This window comes from Candidatus Ornithobacterium hominis, assembly GCF_900538215.1.
Taxonomy (GTDB): Bacteria; Bacteroidota; Bacteroidia; order Flavobacteriales; family Weeksellaceae; genus Ornithobacterium; species Ornithobacterium hominis.
Map to the genome: position 1 here is coordinate 62,001 of NZ_UNSD01000006.1, position 25,989 is coordinate 87,989.

Annotated in this window: 22 protein-coding genes; 5 read left to right on the forward strand and 17 right to left on the reverse strand. The window is 37.2% G+C overall.

Features of this window, described 5'->3' with window-relative positions; all coding sequences use genetic code 11:
• Window positions 1-11: 11 nt before the first annotated feature.
• The 10 genes from menD to dinB all read right to left on the reverse strand — a co-directional run bounded on the left by menD (window position 12) and on the right by dinB (window position 10,219).
• Complete coding sequence (menD, locus tag D5J18_RS06425) at window positions 12-1,682, reverse strand: 2-succinyl-5-enolpyruvyl-6-hydroxy-3-cyclohexene-1-carboxylic-acid synthase (RefSeq protein ID WP_119058187.1); 1,671 nt, start codon at window positions 1,680-1,682, stop codon at window positions 12-14.
• Window positions 1,683-1,754: 72 nt separating this feature from the next.
• Entirely contained in the window at window positions 1,755-2,882 is a 1,128-nt protein-coding gene (gene bshA / locus D5J18_RS06430; protein ID WP_119058188.1) for an N-acetyl-alpha-D-glucosaminyl L-malate synthase BshA, read from the reverse strand.
• A 224-nt stretch (window positions 2,883-3,106) separates the two neighbouring features.
• Entirely contained in the window at window positions 3,107-4,042 is a 936-nt protein-coding gene (locus D5J18_RS06435) for an aldo/keto reductase (protein ID WP_119058241.1), read from the reverse strand.
• 138 nt (window positions 4,043-4,180) lie between these two features.
• Window positions 4,181-4,423, reverse strand: coding sequence for a hypothetical protein (locus D5J18_RS06440; RefSeq protein WP_119058189.1), 243 nt, complete (start codon window positions 4,421-4,423; stop codon window positions 4,181-4,183).
• 54 nt (window positions 4,424-4,477) lie between these two features.
• Window positions 4,478-5,656, reverse strand: a complete 1,179-nt coding sequence (locus tag D5J18_RS06445) for an aspartate aminotransferase family protein (protein ID WP_119058190.1) — start codon at window positions 5,654-5,656, stop codon at window positions 4,478-4,480.
• An 8-nt stretch (window positions 5,657-5,664) separates the two neighbouring features.
• The gene (locus tag D5J18_RS06450; protein WP_119058191.1) at window positions 5,665-6,012 is read right to left on the reverse strand and encodes a hypothetical protein; all 348 of its coding nucleotides are present in this window, start codon (window positions 6,010-6,012) and stop codon (window positions 5,665-5,667) included.
• Window positions 6,009-7,295 carry a glycosyltransferase family 4 protein gene (locus tag D5J18_RS06455; protein WP_119058192.1) on the reverse strand — a complete coding sequence of 429 codons (1,287 nt, stop codon included), beginning with the start codon at window positions 7,293-7,295 and terminating at the stop codon, window positions 6,009-6,011. Before D5J18_RS06455 ends, D5J18_RS06450 begins: the two co-directional genes overlap by 4 nt.
• On the reverse strand, window positions 7,289-7,954 hold the full coding sequence (ung, locus tag D5J18_RS06460) for a uracil-DNA glycosylase (RefSeq protein WP_119058193.1): 666 nt from the start codon (window positions 7,952-7,954) through the stop codon (window positions 7,289-7,291). The genes D5J18_RS06455 and ung overlap by 7 nt, the downstream gene beginning before the upstream one ends.
• A gap of 56 nt (window positions 7,955-8,010) precedes the next feature.
• On the reverse strand, window positions 8,011-9,078 hold the full coding sequence (locus tag D5J18_RS06465) for a glycoside hydrolase family 18 protein (RefSeq protein WP_119058194.1): 1,068 nt from the start codon (window positions 9,076-9,078) through the stop codon (window positions 8,011-8,013).
• A 64-nt stretch (window positions 9,079-9,142) separates the two neighbouring features.
• Window positions 9,143-10,219 (reverse strand): DNA polymerase IV, encoded by a 1,077-nt coding sequence (gene dinB / locus D5J18_RS06470; RefSeq protein WP_119058195.1) that lies wholly within the window; start codon window positions 10,217-10,219, stop codon window positions 9,143-9,145.
• A gap of 373 nt (window positions 10,220-10,592) precedes the next feature.
• Here dinB and D5J18_RS06475 point away from each other — a divergent pair, with 373 nt between their 5' ends.
• Together D5J18_RS06475 and D5J18_RS06480 are read left to right on the forward strand one after the other, a co-directional pair.
• The gene (locus tag D5J18_RS06475) at window positions 10,593-11,615 is read left to right on the forward strand and encodes a TIGR04086 family membrane protein (protein WP_119058196.1); all 1,023 of its coding nucleotides are present in this window, start codon (window positions 10,593-10,595) and stop codon (window positions 11,613-11,615) included.
• A 286-nt stretch (window positions 11,616-11,901) separates the two neighbouring features.
• The gene (locus D5J18_RS06480) at window positions 11,902-12,696 is read left to right on the forward strand and encodes a thymidylate synthase (protein ID WP_119058197.1); all 795 of its coding nucleotides are present in this window, start codon (window positions 11,902-11,904) and stop codon (window positions 12,694-12,696) included.
• 371 nt (window positions 12,697-13,067) lie between these two features.
• Here D5J18_RS06480 and cysK read toward each other — a convergent pair whose 3' ends face one another.
• Together cysK and D5J18_RS06490 are read right to left on the reverse strand one after the other, a co-directional pair.
• Window positions 13,068-13,979, reverse strand: coding sequence for a cysteine synthase A (gene cysK, locus D5J18_RS06485; protein ID WP_119058198.1), 912 nt, complete (start codon window positions 13,977-13,979; stop codon window positions 13,068-13,070).
• Entirely contained in the window at window positions 13,976-14,800 is an 825-nt protein-coding gene (locus tag D5J18_RS06490; protein ID WP_119058199.1) for a serine O-acetyltransferase, read from the reverse strand. Before D5J18_RS06490 ends, cysK begins: the two co-directional genes overlap by 4 nt.
• A 179-nt stretch (window positions 14,801-14,979) precedes the next feature.
• Here D5J18_RS06490 and lpxK point away from each other — a divergent pair, with 179 nt between their 5' ends.
• From lpxK to D5J18_RS06510, 3 genes are all read left to right on the forward strand, one after another.
• The gene (gene lpxK / locus D5J18_RS06495) at window positions 14,980-16,008 is read left to right on the forward strand and encodes a tetraacyldisaccharide 4'-kinase (protein ID WP_119058200.1); all 1,029 of its coding nucleotides are present in this window, start codon (window positions 14,980-14,982) and stop codon (window positions 16,006-16,008) included.
• The gene (locus tag D5J18_RS06500; RefSeq protein WP_119058201.1) at window positions 15,992-16,813 is read left to right on the forward strand and encodes a purine-nucleoside phosphorylase; all 822 of its coding nucleotides are present in this window, start codon (window positions 15,992-15,994) and stop codon (window positions 16,811-16,813) included. Before lpxK ends, D5J18_RS06500 begins: the two co-directional genes overlap by 17 nt.
• Window positions 16,814-17,394: 581 nt before the next feature.
• The gene (locus tag D5J18_RS06510) at window positions 17,395-18,468 is read left to right on the forward strand and encodes an FISUMP domain-containing protein (protein ID WP_119058203.1); all 1,074 of its coding nucleotides are present in this window, start codon (window positions 17,395-17,397) and stop codon (window positions 18,466-18,468) included.
• Window positions 18,469-18,651: 183 nt separating this feature from the next.
• Here D5J18_RS06510 and hutU read toward each other — a convergent pair whose 3' ends face one another.
• The 5 genes from hutU to lptB form a co-directional block, all read right to left on the reverse strand.
• A complete protein-coding gene (gene hutU, locus D5J18_RS06515; RefSeq protein WP_119058204.1) occupies window positions 18,652-20,652 on the reverse strand; it encodes a urocanate hydratase in 2,001 nt (666 codons plus the stop codon).
• Between the two features lie 29 nt (window positions 20,653-20,681).
• On the reverse strand, window positions 20,682-22,139 hold the full coding sequence (locus tag D5J18_RS06520) for a polysaccharide deacetylase family protein (protein ID WP_119058205.1): 1,458 nt from the start codon (window positions 22,137-22,139) through the stop codon (window positions 20,682-20,684).
• A 36-nt stretch (window positions 22,140-22,175) separates the two neighbouring features.
• A complete protein-coding gene (hutI, locus tag D5J18_RS06525) occupies window positions 22,176-23,408 on the reverse strand; it encodes an imidazolonepropionase (RefSeq protein WP_119058206.1) in 1,233 nt (410 codons plus the stop codon).
• 4 nt (window positions 23,409-23,412) lie between these two features.
• On the reverse strand, window positions 23,413-24,912 hold the full coding sequence (gene hutH / locus D5J18_RS06530; RefSeq protein ID WP_119058207.1) for a histidine ammonia-lyase: 1,500 nt from the start codon (window positions 24,910-24,912) through the stop codon (window positions 23,413-23,415).
• Window positions 24,913-25,201: 289 nt separating this feature from the next.
• A complete protein-coding gene (lptB, locus tag D5J18_RS06535) occupies window positions 25,202-25,930 on the reverse strand; it encodes an LPS export ABC transporter ATP-binding protein (RefSeq protein WP_119058208.1) in 729 nt (242 codons plus the stop codon).
• Window positions 25,931-25,989: the final 59 nt, after the last annotated feature.

Below are 25,989 nucleotides of genomic sequence, written 5' to 3' on the forward strand. Positions count from 1 at the left end.
AAACAATTTTTTTAAGCCTTCATAAATTCCTTCAAAATCCCGCTATTGTCTTGATTATAAGTATTTACAGCTAAGATTTTTGGTTTATTCCCCTGCCATAAGCTATTCAGCTGCTGTTGTAATTCATCTAAATTATTCGCTTCCAGGTATTTAAAATGATAAAGATTTGCTAAATGAAGAGGATTCAACTGATGAGGTGTGAAGAAAAATTCATTCAAGACTCCCGTTTCACTCGGTCCTGGGATGATTTTGAAAATATCACCACCTCCATTGTTGATGAGAATAATTCTAAAATTACTTGGTATGTACTTGTTCCACAATGCATTACTATCATAGAAAAAACTCAAATCCCCTGTCACTAGCGTCGTCTGGCGCTTACTTAGCATCGCATGCCCTATTGCGGTAGAAGTAGAGCCGTCTATACCGCTAGTGCCACGATTACAAAAAACTTGGATGGAAGCTTCATGCTCAAAGAGTTGCGCATACCGAATCACTGACGAATTAGAATAATGGAGCTGAATGTTTTGTGGTAAATTTTGAATGATTTTTTCAAAAACCTTCAAATCAGAAAACGATGTGTTTTCTAAAAAAGCAGCTTGCCTGTTATTTTTTTCTTCTTTCAAATTCAGCCAAATAGAACGGTAATTGGACTTTTCCTCAAGCTTTAAATTTTTAAAGCCTTGTAAAAATTCCACAGATTTTGCTTGAATTTTTTTGCTCAAAACATAAAACGTATCTGGATGCCAATACGGGTCAACATGCCAGTGCGTTTTGGGTGGATTTTCTCGTAAGAAATTTTTAATTTTTTTAGAAATGATATTTTGCCCTAAAGTAATCAATAAATCCGGAGCAAAATCTTTTTTCCTTTCCCTTGGCATGGTAAAAAGCGCATTATCAATCTGGCTGATGATTGCTTTGGTATGCAAATTAGAGGTGTTTTCCGTCAAAAAAATCACATTCGGCAGAGCAGAGATTTCCTCCACAAGGCTATTGAATTCGGCATCAAAATCGTGCATCCCGACTAGGAACATGATTTTTTGACTTTCAGTGACTATTTTTTCAAAATCTTTAAAACGGATTTTAGGCTTTTCGGTGCGAGGTAAAGTTAGTTTTTCAAAATGAATTTTTAAATCAGAAACTTTTTCATACAAAGGCTCGGCCAAAGGGAAATTGATGTGCACAGGGCCGCTTTTTTCAATGCATTTGGTGACTGATTTTTTAAGGCTTAAAAAATTTCCTGTCAAAGTCTCATCGTCATCACCTTCCAGTAGATTTTCATTATGATATGTGTGCTTTTCAAATAAATTTTCTTGCCGAATCGTTTGCCCATTAAACTGGTCTATAAATTTCCTTGGTCGGTCGGTAGTCAAAACAATTAAAGGAATATTTTGATAAAAAGCCTCGGTCACTGCGGGGTAATAATTAGCGGCTGCAGAACCTGATGTGCAACAAATCACGACTGGTTTTTTCAATTTCTGAGCCATGCCCAAGGCAGTGTAAGCAGCACTACGCTCATCTACCAATACATAGGTTTTAAAGCTGTTCAAGGCATTAAAATGCATCATCAGTGCGCCGTTTCTACTCCCTGGCGAGAAAACAATATGTTCTACCCCCATGGCTTCTAGGCTGGCCGCCAAAAGTTGAACGTTCAGATTTGCTGAGAAATGAGGTGATAAATTCATGCAGAGTGCAAAATTATAAAATATTCACGATTTTTTATTCAGACTTTGGGGTAGAAAATAATCTGATTTTTTTTAAGCATTTTTTTTAATTACACTTTGATATAATTTCTCATACTGTGGCAAAATTTGATTTAAGTCAAATTTCAAAGCATTTTGTCTGGCATTTTTCTTAAACTGCTCAAGTTTTTCATCGTCAGATAAAAGCTTGATGGAGGCTTGCGACATGGCTTCTACATCGCCAATATCTCGCAGAAAACCAGTGGAGTTTTCAATGTTTACTTCAGGTATTCCACCTGCATTAGAGCTTACAACGGGTACGCCAGCAGCCATGGCTTCCAAGGCGGCTAAGCCAAAACTTTCTTTGCTACTTGGTAGTAGAAACAAGTCAGAAATACATAGAATTTTATTTAAATCTTTTACTTTACCCAAAATTCTAACTTTATCTTGCAAATGGAATTCATTGATTAAATTATTCATTGCTTCGAGTTCAGGTCCTTCGCCTACGATGATTAATTTACATTCGACTTTTTTTTGAATTTCATTAAAAATTTTGATGACATCGGTCACACGCTTTACCTTTCTTAAATTACTGACGTGAATAACGATTTTTTCTTGTTTCTGAGCCAAATTTTCTCTCAAATCTTTACAATCAAATTTGTAGAGAGAATTATCTATGAAATTAGGAATTACTTGAATGTCTTTCTGAATGTTAAAGACCTCGTAAGTGTCTTGTTTTAGACTCTGAGAAACAGTCGTGACTACATCACTTCTATTAATGCTAAACTCTACAGCTGATTGATAAGACGGGTGCTTACCCACAAGTGTAATGTCGGTGCCGTGGAGCGTAGTAATAATGGGAAGTTCGATATTTTTTTCTTTCAAAATTTGTTTAGCGATGTAAGCGGCATATGCATGCGGAATCGCGTAGTGAACGTGAATTAAGTCTAAGCCATTATTTTCAGCAATTTCTACCATCAACGTGCTGAGTGCCAAAGAGTAGGGCTGGTAGTGGAAAAGTTCATACTCTTCAATATGGACTTGGTGGAAAAAAATATTTGGAATCGTAACGTCCAGTCTGGCGGGTAAACTATAGCTGATAAAATGGACGTTGTGTCCCTTTTTAGACATTTCCATTCCTAGTTCAGTCGCTACAATACCGCTTCCCCCATAAGTGGGGTAGCAAACAATTCCTATATTCATGGGTTTTGCTCCTGCAAAAATAATACCTTTAAATGTAAACTTTAATGGGAAATCAATAAGTTTAGCATAAATTCGGTAGATTCAAGCGTTAAGATTATTTTTAAATTTTGAATGAGTTAGAAAAAAGGAGAAAAGTACTCCCCTCTTTCTGAGAGAGGGGAGGCAAAAGGGCTGTGCATTTATCTTAAAAGTTTAAAAGTGAAGCAAATATGAGCAACCCAGCATTAAGCCCAAATATCGCCCGTCGTGTAGGGAGCATCGCCGTTGATAAGTTCAGTGCCGTCCACAAATCTGAAATTAGTATTAAGCTGGTTGATTTCTTTCATTTGAGCATCACTCAGTTCAAAATTCAAAGAGTCTAAATTTTCTTTTTGATTTTTAGCATTATCTGATTTAGGAATCACAATAATTCCTCGCTGAATTTGCCAAGTCAACAGCACTTGAGCTGGTTGCATTTGGTTAGTTTGGGCGATTTCTTGAATCACAGGATGCAGAAAAAGCCCAGGTAAATGCTGGTTTCTCATTGCATCAGTTTGCTTTCCGCCGTTGCCTACAGGTTTATAGCCTGTTAAGAAGTAGCCTCTGCTGTCTGCATGTTCTTTCAGATCAGCTTGGGAAAGGTAAGGATGTAGCTCCACTTGGTTCACTTCTGGCATTTCACCCGTCTCGTTAAAAATTTCTTCAATTTTACCTGAGCTGAAATTAGAAACACCGATGTGCTTCACCATTCCTTGCTTCTTTAACTCTATCATCGCTGCCCAAGTTTCACCTAGACTCACTTCATCTAAACTATAAAACGCCTCGCCCTTTTCATCTTTGTAAGCAATTGGCCAGTGGATGAGGTACAAATCCAAATAATCTGTTTGTAGATTTTTTAGCGTCTTTTCCAATGCAGGTTTGGCATCCTCATAGCGATGCGCATTATTCCAAAGCTTTGAGGTAATCCATAAATCTTCTCTTTTCAAATTATTTTTAAAGGCTTTAGAAAAATGCTCACCAATTTCTTTTTCGTTTTTGTAAATATGAGCGCAATCAAAATGACGATAACCTAAATCCAACGCTGACTGAATGGCTTCTGCAATCTTCCCCTTTTCTGTCCTCCAAGTTCCTAGCCCAAGGATTGGAATTTTATCACCGTTTTTAAATTTTAAATATTTCATCTTTTCCATACGAATTCAACTGAAAATTTTGTGCCAATAAAGCATAATTATAAATTCATTTATCAAATTTTTTTAAGCCTTAAAAAAAACTACGGAGAAAATCCGTAGTTAATAAATTATGAATAATAAGGGAAATGACTAAACGCCTTGTTCAATTTTATTTCTTTTGATTTCAAAATTTTCGATAGCGTTAGTAATAATATCTAAGGAATCAGCTGAGCTTTGGTGAACTTTTTCCAATTCTTTATCCAACTCTTCTGACTGAATTTCAAATAAATCAACTTGCACTTGGCCTAGTTTTTCAATCAAACTTTGTTGTGTGTTTTTAATGTCCTCCATTTTGTTCAAGACACTATTCATTGTTTCAATTTTACTTACCATAATTTCTAAATTTTGCTAATTTATGTGCAAACCCTGTTCCATAAAAAATTTTGCTTAGACTTCTTCCAAGCAATTTAGCAAAATCTCACAACCTTCTCTGATTTCTTCTAAACTGATGGTGAGCGGTGGAGTGATACGCAAAATATGTGTTTCATAGAGCAACCAAAAGAGAATTAAACCCTTTTCCATCGCTTTTGCAGCTACTTTCTGCACGAGCACTTCGCTTTCTAATTCCAAACCAATCATCAAGCCTCTGCCACGGAAGGATTTAATTTTAGGATGGATCAATAATTCTCGAAATAAACTCTCTTTTTCAGAGATTTCGCTCATTAAATTCAATTCTTCTACCTGTTCTAAGGTCGCCAATGCTGCCGCTGCAATCACTGGGTTTCCTCCGAATGTAGTAATGTGCCCCAATTTAGGATTTTTTTCTAAAGTTTTCATATGCGCAGTACTCGCTGTGAAGGCACCAATGGGTAAGCCACTCGCCATGCCTTTGCCCATGCACAGGATATCGGGAACAATTTCTTCGTGCATAAAGGCAAACCATTTTCCCGTTCGGCCAAAGCCAGGTTGAATTTCGTCTAAAATCAATAAAGTACCAGTTTCATCGCATTTCTCTCTCACCTTTTTTAGCCATTGATTTTGAGAAGAAATGAAGCCCGCAGCTCCTTGTATGCTCTCTAAAATCACTGCGGCTGTGTGTTTATCAATTTTTTCTAAGCCTTCAAAATTATTGAATTCAATGAAATGAACATCGGGTAAAAGTGGGCGGAAAGCTTGCTTAAACGATTCATTTCCAGACACACTCAGCGCGCCGTGCGTATTGCCGTGATAGCTGTTTTTTGCCGAAACGATTTTAGATCTTCCTGTTACACGTTTTGCTAGTTTTAGGGCGCCATCAATCGCTTCAGCTCCGCTGTTGACCAAGTAAGTTACTTCCAACGGAGCGGGCAAAATTTCAGCCAGTTTTTTACAAACTTTTACGGGCATTTCTTGTGCATACTCGCCGTATACCATTACGTGCATGTGCTTTTGAAGTTGTTCTGTTATTTTTTCTATCACCGCAGGGTGGCTGTGCCCTAGAGTGTTAGCTGAAACGCCAGCAACGAAATCTAAATACTTTTTGCCATTTTTGCCATAAATGTAAGAGCCTTTAGCATAATCAACTTCAAAGCCTGAAGAAAAAGGCGTAGTTTGAGCTTGGTATTTATAAAAATCTTTTTTTAACATCTTTTTTTTTATTTTATAAGGAAATAAATCAAAACACCAATAGCCCCATAAGTAGCAAAAGTCAAAGCATCTGAGCGGCTTCGGGAAAATACAGAATGCTTGACAGCTGTGATTTGATTTTCAGCCAGTTTTACCGTATCTCGTTTATTCCTGAGGACGAGCAAAGAATCCTTTTGCCATTCCAGCATTTGAATTTTGAAGTTTTCGTTGGCCGTAGAAATTTCATATTTTTGATTTGGCTTCAGTTGTTGGCGAAAACTCGGCATTTGCTCACTCGGCAGAGGTTCATACGGGCGGTAAATATAACATGACTGAAGTGCTAAAGTTAAAATACATAAAAAAATAAAATTTTTCATAAACTTTTTTCAATTAGATATTGAATTCTCTGAGCTGCAGAAGCTCGTGTAAAATTATTTTTAAAAGGTTTAAAAGGAATCGTTGAATTTAAGTATTTTTCTAAAAAACATTTCACTCCCATTGCATCACCAAAATTAATCATTTCTCCCGATTGTGTTTGCTTCAAAATTAAATCTAAATCGGTTTGTTGCTTCCCAATCGCTAAAATCGGCCGCTCTGCCGCTAAATACTCAAAAAACTTCCCAGGCACAATGCCTTGAATGTTGGGCGTATCGTTCATCAGAAGCAATAAAATAGTAGCTCGGTGTAGATGCTCAATCACTTGCTCATGAGGCATGTAGTCTAAGAAAACAGTTTTTTCCTTTAATTTTTTAAGGCTTAAAATCTTTTGTTTGGTTTCCTCAGCAATATTACCAATGAATTTAAGTTTAAAGACTTGGGCGGGATTTTTGGCTAAAAAATCATCTAAACTTTCCCACAGGAAATTCGGGTTTCTATCGTTGTTGAGCGAACCCACGTAAGTGATTTCTGGTAAAGAATTTTTTAAAGGCTTAGGAAATTTTATAGAAAAATCTTCTTCATCAAAGCCATTGTAAACCACTTCTACTTTTTCTGCACCTAAATTTTCTAAACCTTTAGCCCAGCTTGGTGAAACGCTCGTTACGATGTCGGCTTTTTTTAAGACTTCATTTTCTAATTTCTGATGTTTTTTGATAGATTTTGAAGTGAAAGGTAATTGCTCAAAATAGTCAATCTGCGTCCAAGGGTCTCTAAAGTCAGCGAGCCAGACTAAATTAGGATAAGTTTTCTTTAAAGCCAAGGCAATCAAGTGTGTGGAATGCGGTGGCCCTGTGGAAATTACGGCATCAAACGTGTTTTTTTCTAAATATTTTTTTAAAAATTTTACTGAACTTGGAATCCAAAACATTCGCGCATCTGGAATGAAGTAATTGGCTCGAATCCATAGCAAAAAATTAGCTGTGAGTGATTTTTTTTCCTTTGATTTTAGATTTCCTTTTTTGAAATTTTGACTCTTTGGGCTCAGTTTTTCTGCCCAAGCGTAGGGCTCCCAAATTTTATTCTGAAGATTTAGGGTGTTTTCAGGAATTTCCTGATTTAGACTTTCATCAGTAATTGGGTAGTCTGCATTTTCTGGGGAAAAGACGCTTATCTCAAAGTGTTTCGCTAAATATCGACTCATTTTGAGCCAACGTTGTACGCCAGCGCCACCAGCTGGGGGCCAGTAATAGGTGATGAGCAACAGTTTTGGCTTGTTTACCATTCGATGGGTTTTAATCCTTTTTGAACCAAATAATAATTGGCTTTAGAGAAATGGTGAGCGCCAAAAAAGCCTCGATGTGCTGAGAACGGACTGGGGTGAGCAGACTTTAGAATATAATGTCTATTTTCATCAATTAAGTCAGCTTTGCTTTGTGCGAAATTCCCCCAAAGCATAAAAACAATGTGATTTTGTGTTTGAGCAATTTTCTTTATTACAGCATCAGTAAATTGTTCCCAGCCTTGATTTTGGTGAGAACCCGGTGATTTTTCGCGTACCGTTAAAGTCGCATTTAGTAAGAAAACACCTTGTGTTGCCCAGCGTGTTAAGTCGCCATCCTCAGGTGGTAATGTGCCAATGTCGTCTTGAATTTCTTTGAAGATATTTTGCAAACTCGGCGGTTGCCGAACACCAGGATTGACCGAAAAAGATAAGCCATTTGCTTGGCCTTTGCCATGGTAGGGGTCTTGCCCTAGAATCACGACTCTGATGTCTTGTGGAGCTACAGCATCAAAGGCTGCAAAAATCTTGCTCCCCGGGGGGTAAACTTGATGCTCAGCATATTCATTCTTAACAAATTGAATGAGTTTTTTAAAATAAATTTTGTCAAACTCAGTTTGTAGAAAAGATTGCCATTTTGGGTGAATTTTAACTTCTGTCATGAATATTTTTAAGCCTTTAAAAATTTTTTAAATAAAGTTTGAATAGCGTTTAAATTCTATTTTAAATCAATAAGTTGATAAAGTCCATCTTTAGGGGAGTCGGTACCCAATTCCCAATACATGATTCCGCCCAAATTTTGGTCTTTGACGTATTGCACCTTTCGTTTGATTGATTTTTCGGTATCACCAGTTACAAAAATTTGATTTTCAGAATTATAAGAAAATCCAGCGGCATTTTTCTCATCCCAATAGTGTTGAAAGCCCTTTTCTGTTGAGAATAATTCCCGAGCTTCGGCATAGGGTACATAGGCTTTGAATTTCCCAGGCTGGTAAATGCCAAAATTTTTGTTGGGAACGTTCTCAAAAGCTCTAGAATACAAGGCAGCACCAATGATGACTTTTCTCAGAGGGAAATTAATTTTTTTAAAAAATTGGATGGCATTGTCAGCAGATTGCTCGCCATCATAAGAAGAAAAAAGCGGAGTGTGGTGTCCCGTCTTGGTCGAATACCCGTTGACTAAATCGTAAGACATTAAATTCACAAAATCAACATAAGGTTCAATCCCTTGCCAATCAATAGAATGGTCTAGATATTTTTGGAATCCTCCTGCTGCAAATGAAATAAATTTATCTTCTAATTTCTCGTCTAGCAAACGAACCAATCGTGTGAAATTATCTTTATCTGCGGGCGTGTACAGATGCCCAGGGAAACCTTCAATAGCTGGGTATTCCCAGTCTAAGTCGATGCCGTCTAAGTCATAGTAATTTAAAAAATTCTTGACTGATTGTACGAATGCTTTGGTTAATTTCTCATCATTAAAAGTTTGAGAACAAAACTCACAGCCAATCCAGCCACCAAGTGCTATTGCTGTTTTTAGTCCAGGGTTTTCTTTTTTGATGATTTTCATGGCTTCTAAAACGCGTAAATCTTTATCTGAATTAGGCCCAAATACGCCATCTACCACATCTCCAAAGCCATAGATGAGGTGAGTCATTCCTTTGAAATCATATTTATGGAGTTGTGCGCTATCGGCTGAATAATAGGCGATTACTTTATAATCATTCTGTGCCTGTAGAAAATTTAAACTAAAAATGAAACACCCAAAGACTAAAAAATTTTTCATCGAATTTGTAATTTTTTATAACTTGTAAAAGTTAAAGGTAATAAAATTTAAAATTTTTTAAGCCTTAAAAAAAATCATGAAAAGGAATTTTCAGTTGAATCTCTTTTTTAGCATGAATATTCAATTGTGAAACCGAAACACCCAACAATCGAATGGATTTTTCTAAGGGTTCATTTCTTAATAATTCAGATGCGGTAGAAAAGATTTCTTCCACATCGTCAGTAAAATGCTGTTGTGTGATGCTTCTGGTGATAATATTAAAGTCTTCAAACTTGATTTTCAGGGTAATCGTTTTGCCTTTCACGTTTTTTTTCTGCAATCGCTGAGCCACTTTTTCCACAATCGGCAGCAAGGCATTTTGCAAATCATTTTCTTCGGATAAATCAGATTCAAACGTATTTTCTGCACCCACAGATTTCGCCAAGCGATTGGGGTTTACCTCGCTCAAATGAATGCCACGAGCGATGTTGTAATAATATTTGCCACGATTACCAAAATTTAAATTCAAAAATTCTAAAGATTGATTTCGTAAATCTGCTCCTGTGAAGATCCCTAAACTTCTCATTTTCTCAGTCGTAACTTTACCAATTCCGTGGAATTTTTGAATCTTCAAAGGCAAAAGGAAATCATCAATATCTGCTTCGGTCACAGTCTTTTGTCCATTTGGTTTATTAAAATCGCTGGCAATTTTTGCCAAAAATTTATTGATAGAAATGCCAGCCGATGCCGTTAAACCTGTTTTTTCTAAAATCTTTGCCCGAATTTCTTTTGCCAAAAGTGTTGCCGAAGGCATATTTTTTTTGTTTTGCGTAACGTCTAGATAAGCCTCATCCAGTGAAAGCGGTTCTACCATATCAGTGTATTCCAAGAAGATTTCACGAATCTGCTGAGAAACAGCTCGGTAACGGTCAAATCTTGGTTTTATAAAAATTAAATCAGGACACATTTTGGCTGCCAAAACACTACTCATAGCACTTTTTACCCCAAATTTACGAGCCTCATAACTCGCCGCTGCCACCACGCCACGCTCACTGCTTCCGCCCACAGCAATCGGTTTCCTTTTCAATGCAGGATTATCCAACTGCTCCACCGACGCATAAAACGCATCCATATCAATATGAATTATTTTCCTGTTGGGCATTGTGAGCGTATTGGGGAGCAAAGATATGGAGATACGTTATTTATTTGGCTTAAAATTTAAATGAAGTAATACCGTACATTATAAAGCGAGATTTATTCTTGGGTTATTAATAGTTATTAATATTTCTGTTGAACACAATTGAGATACCACTATAAAGTTTCAAATTATTAAAAATGCACAACGGGTAGGGTAATTGTAAAATTCACAACTCTAAGATGCGATTTCTTGCAGCATTGTTATATAACTTTTTTAACTATTTATTTTTGTTGATTACCAAGGATTTGTTTATCTTTAGCAATAGACTATCCAATGAATTTATAAAAAAATTTTTTTCCTAATAAATTTAACGTTATTTTTGCGAAAAATTATATTTATGAATAACAAATCTTTTTTACAAAATGAACCTATGGAAAGCACCGAAGTGCACACCACAGTAAATGCATCATCAAAGAAAACATTCTCTTGGTCATCTGTATTTGCTGGTACTGTGACTGTATTGGCAATCCTTTTGGTTTTAAATCTTATCGGAGTTTCTATCGGCCTTTTTAGCTTTGACCCAGCCAGCGAAAATAACCCAGCTAGCGGGTTAGGAATAGGCTCTTCCATTTGGTGGATTATCACAAACATTATCGCTCTATTTTTGGGTGGTTTTGTAGCAGGGAGGCTTAGTCCTTCACTAGCAAAAGACACAGCTATAATTCATGGTTTTATCACTTGGGCACTTTATGCACTTGTAAGTGTATGGCTGATCACAAGTACGATAGGCTCTATTTTCTCTGGTCTTGGGAATCTTGTAGGTGGCATCACCAAAAGTGCGACAGGAATAGCTACTAACGCTATTGCAGGAACTGATTTTTCTACCGATGGGAAAAGCTTTGACCTTGACTTTAACAAAGCCAAAAATGAACTACAAGCTCTCCTTAGAGATACTGAAAAAAAAGAACTTCAGTCAGAGAATCTTGAAAACAAAGTAGAAAATCTTGCTAATGATGCTGAAAACAAAGCAGAGAATGCAGCTAAAAATCCAGAACAAGCAGACACTGAAATTGATTCATTTTTTGATAGATTGAAAAATGAAGGACGTGATGTAATAGATGTTGCAGATAAAGATGCCCTTGTGAATATCGTGAAAAACAGAACAGATATGAGCGAAGAAGAGGCAAGAAATGCTGTAGACCAATACGAAGCTAAGTTTGAAGAGCTAAAAGCTGCTGCTAAGCAAGAGTGGGAAAAAATTAAAGCAAACACAGCAGAAACTGCAGAGCAGGTAACTGACACAGCAGGTAGCTTGGCAATTTGGGCTGCAATAGCACTTATCATTGGAGCCATTGCTGCAATCTTTGGTGGGCTATATGGTTCAAAAATGAAGACCAAAACTCTTTGTGTAAGAAAATAGTAAGGCAGAACCTAATTAGTTATTCAAAAATCCTTGCTAGAGCATATTTAGCAAGGATTTTTTTTGACTAAGCTGTGGCAGATTCATCATGTATTCCTTTTTTTTAATCAACTTTCTCATCAACGGAGAATTTCTTAGTTTTGTTTATTACTACTTAGGGGGTATTTTTAGATTTTTTTAATGATTGCTTTGACTTTTTTTCTCATTGATTTTTAGCTAAAAAAACGCTGAATTTTTTAAGGCTTAAAAAAAACACTTTTATTATGCTTATCAAAATTTTAATTATATGAAAGCTTATCTCAATTTGGTCAATCAAATTTTAAACGAAGGTATAACTAAAACCGACCGTACTGGCACTGGCACCAAAAGTGTTTTTGGACACCAAATGAGATTTGACTTAAGTGAAGGCTTCCCACTACTTACGACTAAAAAATTGCATTTAAAATCAATTATTTATGAACTTCTTTGGTTTTTGAAAGGAGATACCAATATTCAATATTTAAACGAAAATGCTGTGAAAATCTGGGATGAATGGGCCGATGAAAAAGGAGATTTAGGCCCAGTATACGGGCACCAATGGCGTAGCTGGGCAGCACCCAACGGCAATAGCATAGACCAAATTCAAGAAGCGGTAGAAACCATCAAAAACAAGCCCGACTCACGTAGAATTATTGTCTCCGCTTGGAATGTGGGAGAACTAGAGCAAATGGCACTGATGCCGTGCCACGCACTTTTTCAGTTTTATGTTGCTAACGGGAAATTATCACTACAACTTTACCAGCGTAGTGCCGATGTTTTCTTAGGAGTGCCTTTTAATATAGCATCTTATGCTTTGTTGTTGAAAATGATGGCTCAAGTAACTGGTTTAGAAGCTGGAGAATTTATTCACACTTTTGGCGATGCACATATTTATCTTAATCACTTGCCACAAATGCAGAAGCAGCTTGGGAGAGAGCCTAAACCTTTGCCACAGATGGAATTAAACCCTGAGGTGAAATCTATTTTTGATTTTCAATTTGAAGATTTCAAACTTAATGATTACAATCCACATCCGCATATCAAAGGGAAGGTTTCTGTTTAGATTTTTTTAAGGCTTAGAAAAATTTCTTTTAACCATGACACATTATTGAAGGAGATTTATAATTAAATAGCCAATCCTTGAAAATAAATAAAGCTAAAGAGCTATGATATCCAATGAAGTGAATGCTTGTAAGTTGTGATATTCTATTCAATTATATTTTATTAAATCAATGAATTTCGCCTGTTTTTCAATGAAAACCAAGAGGGAAATTAAGAATTACAACACTTTATTTTTTTACTTTGAATATAATTTAAAGCAAATTTAAAGATGATTTAAAGAAAATTTGATTAAAATGTTTCTGAGGCTGAATTATTAAAAAAAAATCAGGCTTTCACCTGATTTTTTAGTATTCACAAACCTTCATTTACTATTTAAAACAAACCTTCGATACTTAAATATCTTTCGCCTGTATCATAATTAAAACCTAAAACCGTTTTACCTTTAATTTCAGGTAATTTCTGGGCAATTGCTGCTAAAGTCGCTGCTGATGAAATTCCCCCCAAGATGCCTTCTTCTTTGGCAGATTTTCGGAAGAAATCAAAGGCTTCTTCTTTCGTTACTTGAATGCTTCCGTCTAATAAATCGGTGTCTAAATTTTTAGGAATAAATCCAGCTCCAATTCCTTGTATGGCGTGTCCTCCTGGTGCTTTGCCACTGATGACGGGCGAATCTGTTGGCTCTACTGCATAAACTTTTAGCTGTGGGAATCTTTCTTTCAGCAATTTAGCTACGCCAGTAATGTGCCCGCCAGTACCTACGCCAGTAATCAAATAATCGATACCCCCGGGGAAGTCTTCTAAAATTTCTTTTGCAGTATTTTCATAATGTGCTTTGATATTTGATGGATTCTCAAACTGAGAGGGCATCCACATATTTTCATTTTGATTTGCCATTTCGGTAGCTTTCTCTATAGCAGCTTTCATACCGCCTTCTTTTGGAGTCAAAATAAATTCAGCACCGTAAGCTGACATTAGTTTCCGCCTTTCTATAGACATTGATTCTGGCATTATCAAAATCACTTTGTAGCCTTTAACCGCACCTACCATAGAGAGTCCCACGCCAGTATTTCCACTGGTTGGTTCAATAATGGTCGTTTTTTCGGGAGAAATCTTTCCTTCTTTTTCAGCATCTTCTATCATTTGCAGAGCAATTCTGTCTTTGATGCTTCCGCCTGGGTTTGCTTTCTCTAATTTGATGTAAACTTTCGCCTCATCACCAAACAATCGATTGATTTTTACGATGGGCGTCTTGCCAATCGTTCCCAAAATGTTTTCAAATATCATATCATAAAATTTATAGGGTTATTTTCTGTTTTTATATTTTTTACTTTCACATCAGACTTTGTGTAAACGATGGAATAGGGGTCAACACTTTTTGTCAAAAACACATTCCCACCAATGATGGAGTGATTCCCGATGATGGTACTCCCGCCCAAAATCGTCGCATTCGCATAAATTACTACGTGATCTTCTATCGTGGGGTGTCTTTTTATATTTTGCATACTCTTTTCTACCTGCATAGCACCTAGAGTCACACCTTGGTAAATGTTTACATATTTTCCGATTTTACAAGTCTCGCCAATTACTACACCTGTTCCGTGGTCAATCAAAAACGGAACGCCAATTTCTGCGGCTGGGTGAATATCAATGCCAGTTTTGCTGTGAGTATATTCTGTGAGCATTCTCGGCCAATACGTTAATTGTAATTTTTGATGAATTAAATGTGCTAAACGATAAATTGCAATTGCATAAAACCCAGGGTAGGTATGTAACACTTCGCCCAAACACTGTGCGGCGGGATCTTTTTTGAGGAACTCTTTGGCGTCTTGCAACAAATCTTGATGAACTTGTATCAAGTTTTCATACATCACAGCCGTATATTGTTTAGCATTTTCTTCAGTAATACCCACATTCAAAACCAAATGCTGAAATAATTTTTTGCTCGACTGTATTCTAGAATTAATTTCCTGTTCAGATGTTTTTTGATAAGGAAAAAGAATTTGAATTAAATCATTTAGCCAATCAAATAATTTATTCTTTTCAGGCACTTTTTCGTATTCCTCCTCGTAATTTTTGATTATATTTTGAGAAAGTTCGGAACTCATAATTAATAATGTTTAAGAGAAATAGGTTCTCAAACTCAATACCAATAATAGAGAATTTTTAAATAAAAAAAGCAAAAAAATGTGCTAAATTATCTAAATTTTTTTTAAGCCTTTAAAAAAAATCTAAAAATTATCTGCTAAAGGTTTATAAAACTACCCCGCCTCGCTATATTTGCAAAATGATTTGGAGAAAATTATTGGCACCACTGGCAGCGATGTATTGGGTAGGGAGCGGATTAAGAAACATATTTTATTCTATTGGAATGTTTCCTTCCAAGAAATTTAACAAAGCTGTGATTGTCGTTGGTAATTTAAATACGGGCGGAACAGGGAAGTCCCCACATACGCTTTATTTACTTAATTTTCTCAGACAAGAATTTAAAGTCGGTATGCTTAGCCGAGGATATGGCAGGAAGACCAAAGGATTCCAAATAGCTAATTACGAATCTAATGCGAGAACGATAGGCGATGAACCGATGCAGGTTTTTAACCGATTCAAAAATAGAGTAGTGGTGGCCGTGGGCGAAGACCGTATATCGGCGTTGAAAGAGATTTTCCGCCTCTTCAGGCTAGATGTCGTCGTTTTAGATGATGCTTACCAACACCGCAGGTTAAAAACTGATTTCAATCTTTTACTCACCACTTTTGATGACCCCTACCACAAAGACTGGCCACTACCCATGGGGAATTTGAGAGAGCCCATTGCTGGCGCTTCAAGGGCGAGTGCCGTGATTGTGACCAAATGCCAGCCTGACTTGAGCATGGAAGACAAAATTAAATTTAGAAAAGATTTAAGGCTGAAAAATCATCAACATATATTCTTTTCTTCGATTATTTATAATGATGAGGTCATCTCTTTGCACCAAAATCTATCTGTGGCAGATTTAAAAGATTATAACGTCATTTTAGTTACAGGAATTGCTAATGATAAAGATTTTCTAAGCTTTGCAAAAAATCATTGCGCCAGCGTACAGCCCATGCATTACCCAGATCATTATAACTTTTCGCCAGAAGATATTAAGCAAATAGACGAAGCTTATGCAAATTTACCTGAGCCAAGCCTTATCTTGACGACAGAAAAAGATTACATGCGATTACGCTCAGAGCATCGAATTGTCCAAAAATTGTATTATCTTCCCATTCAAATCGAAATAGATAACCCAATTCAGTTTCAAAAATTAGTCAAAGATTATGTACAAAAATATTGAAGAAGCAGCTCAATACATTCAATCTCAAATTTCTCATCAACCCGATATTGCCATCATCCTAGGCTCAGGGCTGGGCGGACTGAAAAACGAAGTAGATATTGATTTAAAAATTTCATACCAAGATATACCACATTTTTTAAAATCCACAGTTGCAGGGCATTCAGGTGAATTAATCTTCGGCTATTTTCAAGGGAAAAAAATCTTGATGATGTCGGGCAGATTTCATTACTATGAGGGCTATGATATGAAGCAAATTACATTCCCGATACGTGTTTTTAAAAAATTAGGAATAGATAAACTTATTGTCAGCAATGCCTCGGGGGGAGTTAATAAAGCCTTTGCCCCTGGAGATGTGATGTTGATACGAGACCATATTAACTTTTTCCCTGAAAACCCATTGAGAGGAAAGAATTTAGACGAATTCGGGCCTCGTTTTCCTGATATGAGTGAACCCTATGATTTAAAATTCCTGCAAGGCTTAAAATTAGTAGCAGCAGAAAGGAATATCCCTGTTTTTGAAGGCGTTTATTTAGGTTTGCAAGGGCCGACATTTGAAACCCCAGCCGAATATGGAATGGTGCAGCGATTGGGCGCCGACGCCGTGGGAATGAGTACCGTGCCAGAAGTCATTGTAGCCAAACACCAAGGCATGCGAGTAGCGGCAATTTCTGTGATTACCGATGTAGGCGGGCCAGACTTGAAAGTTCCAGTTTCTCACGAAGAGGTTTTAAACGCTGCCAATGTAGCCATGCCCAAAGTTATTTCATTAGTCAGTGGATTTTTGAAAAATTTAGATCAGTTTTAACAGAAAAGCTGATAGAAAATAGAGCTTTTAAAGCTCAAGAATTGAAAAAAATAGAAACTGCTACTGAGAAATATAAAGATTTAATCATTGAAAACTGGAAAGAATTTCACGGAGAATAAATGAAAAAATTTCTAAAGCCTTTAAAAAAAATCCTCTGCCTCAAAAAAAACAAATTTGCATAATTCAAAAACGTAAAATACATTTGTGGGCAGGTTGAGAAAAGTGAGAAAATCTCAACAGAAATTTTTAACAAAAAAATAACGAAATTTTAACAAATGAAATTTGTGAGTTTCAAAAAAAAGTGCAAACACACACACACACACACACAAGTAATAAGCTAAACAACTCATTATCAGTAACTTATAATAATTTTTTGCTTCCCCTCGGGAGCGAACCGCAAAGCCGTGCAAGAAAATCTTGTGCGGTTTTTCTATTTTCACCTGTGTGAAGGTAGTAATTTCTTCAAAAAGAAGAGCCTCACGGGTTGGGGCTCTTTCTAAAAGAAGAAGCAAAAAAACAACAAAAATTTAATGAAGAAAAAGAATAAATCAATCAAATATTAACCAAAAAAATTAAAATAAATGAAGAAATTATTACTTTCTTTTGTTGTATTGACAGGAGCTTTAGCCACTGCCCAAGTAGGCATTAACACAGAAGAGCCAAAAGCCATGCTAGACATCAGCGCAAAAGACGACCAAAAAGGTGACTTGCGCATACAAGATGTTGATAGATTATACGGAGTTGATTGGATTCTGACTTGGGATGAAAAAGACAAAAAGGTAAGAAAAATGTCGATTAAAGACATAGAGTGGGATATAAAAAATAAAGAGATAATTGATTACATTAAGGGTGCGGTAAAAAATCCAAATGAGGTCATAGAAAAGATAAGAAAATGCCCTGAAGATAGATTAGTATATGATAAATTATTTAGGAAAGATAATGGCAAGCATGATTTTGTGTATTGCGCTACAACTGCAACTGGTGTAACTGGTGTAACTGGTACTAGTTACATATGGCTCAACCTCAACCTTGGAGCAGAATACGCCAACATCCATAGTCCTCATTTTGAACCTACCGTTAGTAAAACAGGCACAGATGCCCATGAAGATGCTAAAACCTACGGTTCATTATACCAATGGCAGCGAGCGAGTGATGGGCATGAGTTTAGGGGTTCACAAGTTACCGATAAAAAAGCCACAGATTGGAGAGACACAGGCGATTCAGCAGGGAAGTTTATTATGTCTCAAGACGGTAACTGGGTAGAGAATGGTGAAAAAGCAACAGGTTCAGAATTACAGTTGTGGCAAGCAGGCGGAGTTAATAACCCTTGCCCGTCAGGTTACCGTGTTCCGACTGATCAGGAGTGGAAGGACTTTCATCAGGCTGTAACGGGTAGCCGTTCTGATGTTAATAATAATCGAATGTGGAGTCAAAATAAGTTGCCAAACCTTGCAGCTGCTGGCCACCATAGCAATTACACTGATTTGCTGAACTACGAGGGTTCTCGCGGGTACTACTGGAGTAGCTCTGCTAGCGACAGTAACTACGCTCACACCATGTACGTCAGCAGTGACCACAGCGGTCCGTACGACTACGACAGCCGAGCTAGCGGGAGCAGCGTGCGTTGCATCAATAGTAGTGAGGTGGGAGATTAATGGCTTGAGACATGGGATGGTTTAATCTTAAAAAAAACATAAGCATGAAAGTAAATCGTGCTTATGTTTTTTCATTTTATAGTGTTTTTTAAAAAGTTTAGAAGAAATAATTTCTTAAAACAAATGAAAATTTTTTAAGGCTTTAAAAAAAATATTTGTTACGAAATGGTTTTTCTAAAAATTTTACAACTGTTCCAAAACCTCATCATCCACCAAGTTAGGAATCGTAACTTTCAGTTCTGGTGAGCGTTGCATTTCTCTTTGGATGGCAAAAAGAGCTTCATCATTTCTTGCCCAAGCTCTGCGGGCGATGCCGTTATTTACATCATAGAAGAGCATGGACTTCAAGCGTTTGCTGGCTTCGGGTGTTCCGTCCAAAAGCATTCCAAATCCACCGTTGATGACTTCTCCCCAGCCAACGCCTCCACCATTGTGAATGCTCACCCAAGTGGCTCCGCGGAAGCTGTCGCCAATCACATTGTGAATCGCCATATCTGCCGTGAATCGTGAGCCGTCATAGATGTTGCTGGTTTCTCTGTAGGGCGAATCTGTTCCGCTGACGTCGTGGTGGTCTCTCCCCAAAACCACTGGTGCAGAAATTTCTCCATTGGCAATGGCTTCATTGAATGCTTGAGCGATTTTGGCTCTTCCTTCGGCATCGGCATACAAAATTCTGGCTTGCGAACCTACCACCAGTTTATTTTCCAAGGCGTGTGCTATCCACTGAATATTATCGGCCATTTGTTGCTGAATTTCTACTGGAGCTTTAGCTTTGATTTCTTGCATTACTCGCAATGCAATTTCATCAGTTTTGGCTAAATCTTCTGCTTTGCCCGAGGCGCAAACCCAACGGAACGGGCCAAATCCGTAATCAAAACACATCGGGCCAAGGATGTCTTGTACATAGCTTGGGTATTTAAATTCTTTCCCGTTTTCTCCTTTAATATCTGCTCCTGCTCGTGATGCTTCTAACAAAAAAGCATTTCCGTAATCAAAGAAATACGTTCCTCTTTTGGCGTGGGCGTTGATGGCGTTGGCTTGTCTTCGTAAAGATTCTTCCACCAAAGCTTTGAATTTTTCTGGCTGATGAGCAATTAGCTCGTTGGCTTCTTCAAACGAAACTCCAACAGGATAATAGCCGCCAGACCATGGGTTGTGCAGCGAAGTTTGGTCTGAACCTACGTGCACGTAGATATTTTCATCTAAAAACTTTTCCCAAACGTCCACCACATTTCCGTTAAAAGCGATAGAAACTACTTCCTCATTGGTTTGAGCCAATTTCACTCGTTGCACTAATTCATCCAAATCATCTATTAATTCATCCACCCAGCCTTGATCGTGGCGTTTTCTGCTCGCTGCAGGATTCACTTCAGCGCATACGGTAATACAACCTGCGATATTTCCCGCTTTGGGTTGAGCTCCAGACATTCCGCCCAAGCCAGCCGTCAAGAATAATTTTCCTTTTGGTGTTTCGTTTTGGTTTAGGATTTTTCTGAAAGCATTCATTACTGTGATTGTAGTTCCGTGCACGATTCCTTGCGGGCCGATGTACATGTAACTTCCCGCCGTCATTTGCCCGTATTGTGTAACGCCCAATGCATTGAATCTCTCCCAATCATCTGGTTGAGAGTAATTTGGGGTCATCATTCCGTTGGTTACCACAACGCGTGGCGCATCTTTGTGCGAAGGGAAAACTCCCATCGGGTGACCAGAATACATGTGCAAAGTTTGCTCATCAGTGATCTCTGAAAGATATTGCATCGTTAGCAGATATTGAGCCCAATTCTGGAACACAGCACCGTTCCCGCCATAGGTAATCAATTCATGTGGATGCTGAGCTACTGCTGGGTCTAAATTATTCTGAATCATCAGCATAATTGCCTTAGCTTGTTCTGATTTTCCAGGATATTCAGCAATATTTCTGGCTTTCATTTCATAATCTGGACGAAAACGGTACATATAAATTCTGCCATAAGTATCTAATTCATCAGCAAATTCTTGAGCCAATTCTTTATGCCAATCTTTGGGGAAATATCGCAAAGCATTTTTAATGGCTAATTTTCTTTCCTCTTGGTTCAATATTTTTTTACGGACGGGGGCATGGGAAACGCTTTCGTCTCTATTTTGTTTCGGGGGTAATTCTTTTGGGATTCCCTCTTTGATTTTATCTTGAAAAGTTGTCATATTTTTTAAGCCTTAAAAAATATTTATGATTATTTTCTTTGATTATAAACTTGTCCGCTTTTCAATGTTTTCCCAGAGAAAAGCTGATCTATTGTAACTAAATGATAACCCTTAGCCTTAAGATTTTTAATCACGGTTGGCATCGCATCCACGGTAGATTTATGAATATCGTGAGCCAATAAAATTCCGTTGGGCTTCCCTTTGCTCATGCGTTCAGCCACCGTTTTGGAATTTCTGTCTTTCCAATCCAATGGGTCTAAATCCCATAGAATAATAGGTAATTTAGCTGTAGACTTCACTAAATCATTGTATGAACCATACGGCGGGCGTAGAATAGTGGGTTCCACACCTGTGATGTCTTTAATTACTTTATTGGTGTCAAAAATTTGATGCTCAATTCCTGAGCGGCTTAATTTCTTTAAATCTTTGTGGTCCCAGCTGTGGTTCCCGATTTGGTGACCTTCTGCATGGATGCGCTGAATCGTATTTTGCTGAATTTTAGCCGATTTCCCTAAAACAAAAAAAGTAGCTTTAGCTTCGTTTTCCTTCAAAATATCCAGCAACTGAGGGGTGTAATTTGATGGCCCATCATCAAAGGTCAAGGCAACGCACGGCACCTCTCCACAATCTATATCATCCGTGGGTAAGACTTGTGTAATTGTGGTTTGTTCTGTTTCAGATTCCTCTTTTTTTGGCTGAATGTGCAATAGAGATTGATAGTTTGGATTTAATAAATCGCTGTATTCATCAGGACTTAAAGTTACCTCAAGCGCTCCTAAATCGCCTGAAGAGATTTGATATTTATTGAAATAAATTTTTAAATTCCCAGATTCATCCCAAGAAAAAGCATTATAATTTTCATCATTAGCTACAGTACCTTGCTGAAAAGTTTCAATATTATTTTCCCACATCATTTTTTTATCTTTTTCAGTTAGATTTTGGCTGATTTGTTCTTTGATGTTTTTTTCAGCTTTAGCTTGAATTGTATTGACTATTTTTTTGAAATTTTCTCTCGGGAATAAATCAGAAAAAACAATCAATTTTTCATTTTCCATATCATAAACGTGCGTGAAATACTGGTGGTTATAATTATTGCCCAAAGACGTATTTCTTTCAATCAAAAAAGAAAGAAAACGAGCGTTTTTATCAATAATTTCAAAATGTTGAACGAAATCAATGCCAGACGGAGCGCTTGCATTAATGTCTTTAGTAGCTTCTTTAAATTCATTTAAATATGATTGAACAAAATTTTCTTCATTTTCGTTAACGAACGAATAAAAAGTTTTAGCAAAAGAAGCATGAAAAAGATTTTTTTCCTTTGAGCCTTCAGAGCCTACTTGCAATTTTTTGATTTGAATACTATCGGTTAATTGTTGTAAATCAACATGTTCTGTTAATGTAATTTCATCAGAAGCATTGTTTTCAACTGTGTTTTTGCAGCCAAAAGTGATGGCTAAAAATGAAAAGATTAATAATGTGTTTCTCATAGAATTTATTGATAATTTTGAATTGTTTTAAAAATTTTAATTCACAAAAACTTTTTCGCCATTGATGTAAACCATTTCTGGCAATAAACGTCCTTGTTGATAGGTGATTTCTTGATAGTTATCCGCGTCAAAAATAGTAAAATTGGCTTGATTTCCTTCTATCAAACTCCCAAATTTTTCAGTCCGCAAAGCGTAAGCAGCTCTGGCAGTAACCCCAGCCAAAACCTCGGCATTGCTCAATTTTTGGAAACTTGCTAAAATCGCAGCTTGTGCAATTATATTTCCCTGTGGAGCGGAACCTGGATTCCAGTCGGAGGCAATCGCCAAACAAGCTCCAGCATCCAACAATGCACGAGCTGGCGTAAACGGACACCCCAAGCCCAGTGAAGCCCCTGGCAAAGCGGTAGCTACTGTATCTGAATTGGCTAAAAGCTCAATTTCCTTGGCTGTGCTTACCTCCAAGTGGTCGGCACTCACGGCACCAACTCGCACAGCAATTTCGCTCCCTCCCGTTGAAAATTGGTCGGCATGCACCGTAATATCAAAACCTAAATCTTTAGCTTTTTCAAAATACGGAATCGTAGCTTTGGCATCAAACGCTTCTTCTTCTATAAAAGCGTCTATCCTTTTCGTTAAATTTTCTTCAACTAAAATCGGAAACAATTCATTTTCAATTGATTCCAAGTATTGTTGATGCGTTCCGTCAAAATCTTTAGGCAGAGTATGAGCAGCCAAACAAGTGGAAATCAAATTTTGCTTCGTGTACTGATTGGCTTCTTTGATGGCACGTAACATTTTCAGTTCAGATTCTACCGAAAGTCCATAGCCACTTTTCACCTCAACGGTGGTGATGCCTTGTTTTAATAAATAATCTGCTCTTTTGATGATGATTTGAGTTAATTCCTCTTGGCTGGCTTTTCGGGTATTTAGCACGGTGCTCCAGATTCCGCCGCCTTCTTTGGCGATGTCTAAATAGGATTTCCCTGCATTTCTCATCGCAAAATCTTTAGCGCGTGTTCCACCCCAGCAAATGTGCGTATGGCTATCTACAAAACCGGGCAAAGCTACTTTTTCACCTGTGATTTTCACGATTTCAGCCGCTGGATTTTGAGATTTTAATACATCAAAATCATCAATGACTTGAATTTTTTCTTTATCGATTAAAATTCCTGCATTGGTTTTAATTTCAAGTTGTTCGTCTTTCAATGCTCCTTTCAAAGGTAAATCAGACATCGTTAAAACTTGTGCAAACGGACCTATAAGTTTCATTTTTTTATTTTTTTAAATTTCCTTTTTGAATCAATTTAATTCCCTTTTCTATATATTCACCAAAAAATTCGTCTTTTTCAAAAAACGGAATAATTTCTCTCACTTTTGAATGAATTTCTTCTAAAATTGGTGAAGTTTTCAACGGACGGTTAAAATCTAAAGCTTGACAAGCTGTGAGCAGTTCTATTGCTTGAATTTTTTCTACATTATCTAAAATCATATGCAATTTTCTGCCCGAAATGCTTCCCATACTCACATGGTCTTCTTGCCCCATAGAGGTTGGCACAGAATCTCCGCTGGCGGGGAAAAGCAAGGATTTGTTTTCGGTAACCAACGCTGCCGTGGTGTATTGCCAAATCATAAAACCAGAATTCAAACCCGTTTCTTTCAGCAATAATTTGGGCTGACCAACTTTTTCGCCTTCTAAACTTAAATAAACTCTTCTGTCAGCGATGTTTCCTAATTCTGCGGTAGCTAAAGCTGCGTAATCCAAAACTATTGCCAAGGGTTGCCCATGGAAATTTCCGCCAGAAATTGCTTCTCCGTTAAGGGTAATAATGGGGTTATCCGTTACGGCATTTAATTCAATTTCAGTCAGTTCCTTCAAGTGTTTCCAAGCATTTCTACTCGCTCCGTGAACTTGCGGCATACAACGCAAAGAGTAGGGGTCTTGTACTCTATCGCAATTTTTGTGCGAAGCTGGAATCTCTGAATCGGCTAAGTAATTTCTTAAATTTTCTGCCACTTGTTGGGTGCCCTCGTACGGACGAATTTCATGCAATTCTTTTTTGAAAGGCGAAGTGGAACCTTTTAATGCATCTAGCATCAACGCACCGATTAAATCAGCGTTTTCTAAAGTGTTTCCCATTCGGTGAACACCCCAAACGGCGTGAGCTAAAATAAATTGCGTTCCGTTAATCAAAGCCAAACCTTCTTTTGCTCCTAAATCAATCGGTTTTAAATTCAATTCTTGATACACTTTTTCTGTAGCAACAATTTCATTTTTGAATTTCACTTTTCCAAGACCAATCAATGGCAAAAATAAATGTGAAAGCGGAGCTAAATCACCCGATGCACCAACAGAGCCTTGCGCTGGGACTTGTGGCAAAATATCATTTTCAAACAAAAATTGGATTCTCTCTACGGTTTGCAATTGAATGCCAGAAAAGCCTTTGGAGAGTGCGTGTAATTTGGTTAAAAGCATTAATCTCACCAAGTTATCTTCCAATGGATTTCCTACGCCAACAGCATGTGATTTCAAAATATTTTCTTGCAGTTTACGCGTTTCTTCTTTAGTGATTTTCACTGTGCAAAGCGGGCCAAAACCAGTGTTTATGCCGTAAACCGTTTGGTCTGAATTGACAATATTTTCAACACGTTGTGCAGATTCATTGATGATTTGTTTGGATTTTTCTGTCAAAAGAATTCCTTTCTCTTTACGAATAATTTGAATGCAAGTTTCAACATTTAAATTTTCTTCGCCTAGCTTAAATGGTTGATTCATTATTTTCTTTTTTTGAGCCTAAAGTTAAAAATACAATTGTTCAATGAAAATTTTGAGCCAAAAAATGCGACGTTTGGGCAACTTTAGTTTAAACTAAAAATTTTAGTTTTAAATTTCAAAGAATTGATTGAGCTTAAGATGAAAAAAATGTTAGCAAAAAAATAAAGCTTTATAAAAATTTCTATGGGCTAAAAATGCTTGAAAATTTTTTAAGCCTTAAAAAAAAAGCTAATAATTTATAAATAACTTTCTAAATGCTCTAGAATTAATAAATTAATCACTAAAAAACCTAAATCTTCTCAAAACGGAAGTTTTCGCCCAAATAAACCCGACGAACATCAGGGTCGTTTGCTAATTCTTCTGGGCTTCCTTCTTTTAGTATTCGCCCTTCAAACATGATGTAAGTTTTATCTGTAATAGCTAAAGTTTGCTGAACGTTATGGTCTGTAATTAAGATGCCTATATTCTTTTTCACCAGTGAACGCACAATTTTTTGAATATCTTCTACCGCAATTGGGTCAACCCCGGCAAAAGGCTCGTCTAATAAAATGAACTTAGGATCAACGGCCAATGCACGTGCTATTTCAGTTCTTCTGCGTTCGCCTCCCGAGAGTAAATCGCCACGATTATGGCGTACGTGTTCTAAGCCAAATTCTGCAATCAACTCATCGCGGCGGGTAATTCTTTCTTTTTTAGAAAGTTTCATCATCTCTAGCACGCTCATGATGTTATCTTCTACCGATAGTTTTCTGAAGACAGAAGCTTCTTGTGCCAAGTAGCCGATTCCCTTTTGGGCTCGGCGATACATGGCGTTTCTAGTAATGTTATCATCATTTAAGAAAACCTTACCCTCGGTTGGTTTTATCAAGCCTACAATCATGTAAAAAGTCGTTGTTTTACCAGCACCGTTTGGCCCTAGTAAACCGATAATCTGCCCTTGCTCCACACTGAGCGAGACATCTTTTACAACTCTTTTTTTACCGTAGTTTTTAATTAAGTTTTCTCCTTTTAGTATCATTTCAATCCCAAAAATATTTAATTAAAATTAATTCTTCTCAATATTTTGAATGAATAATT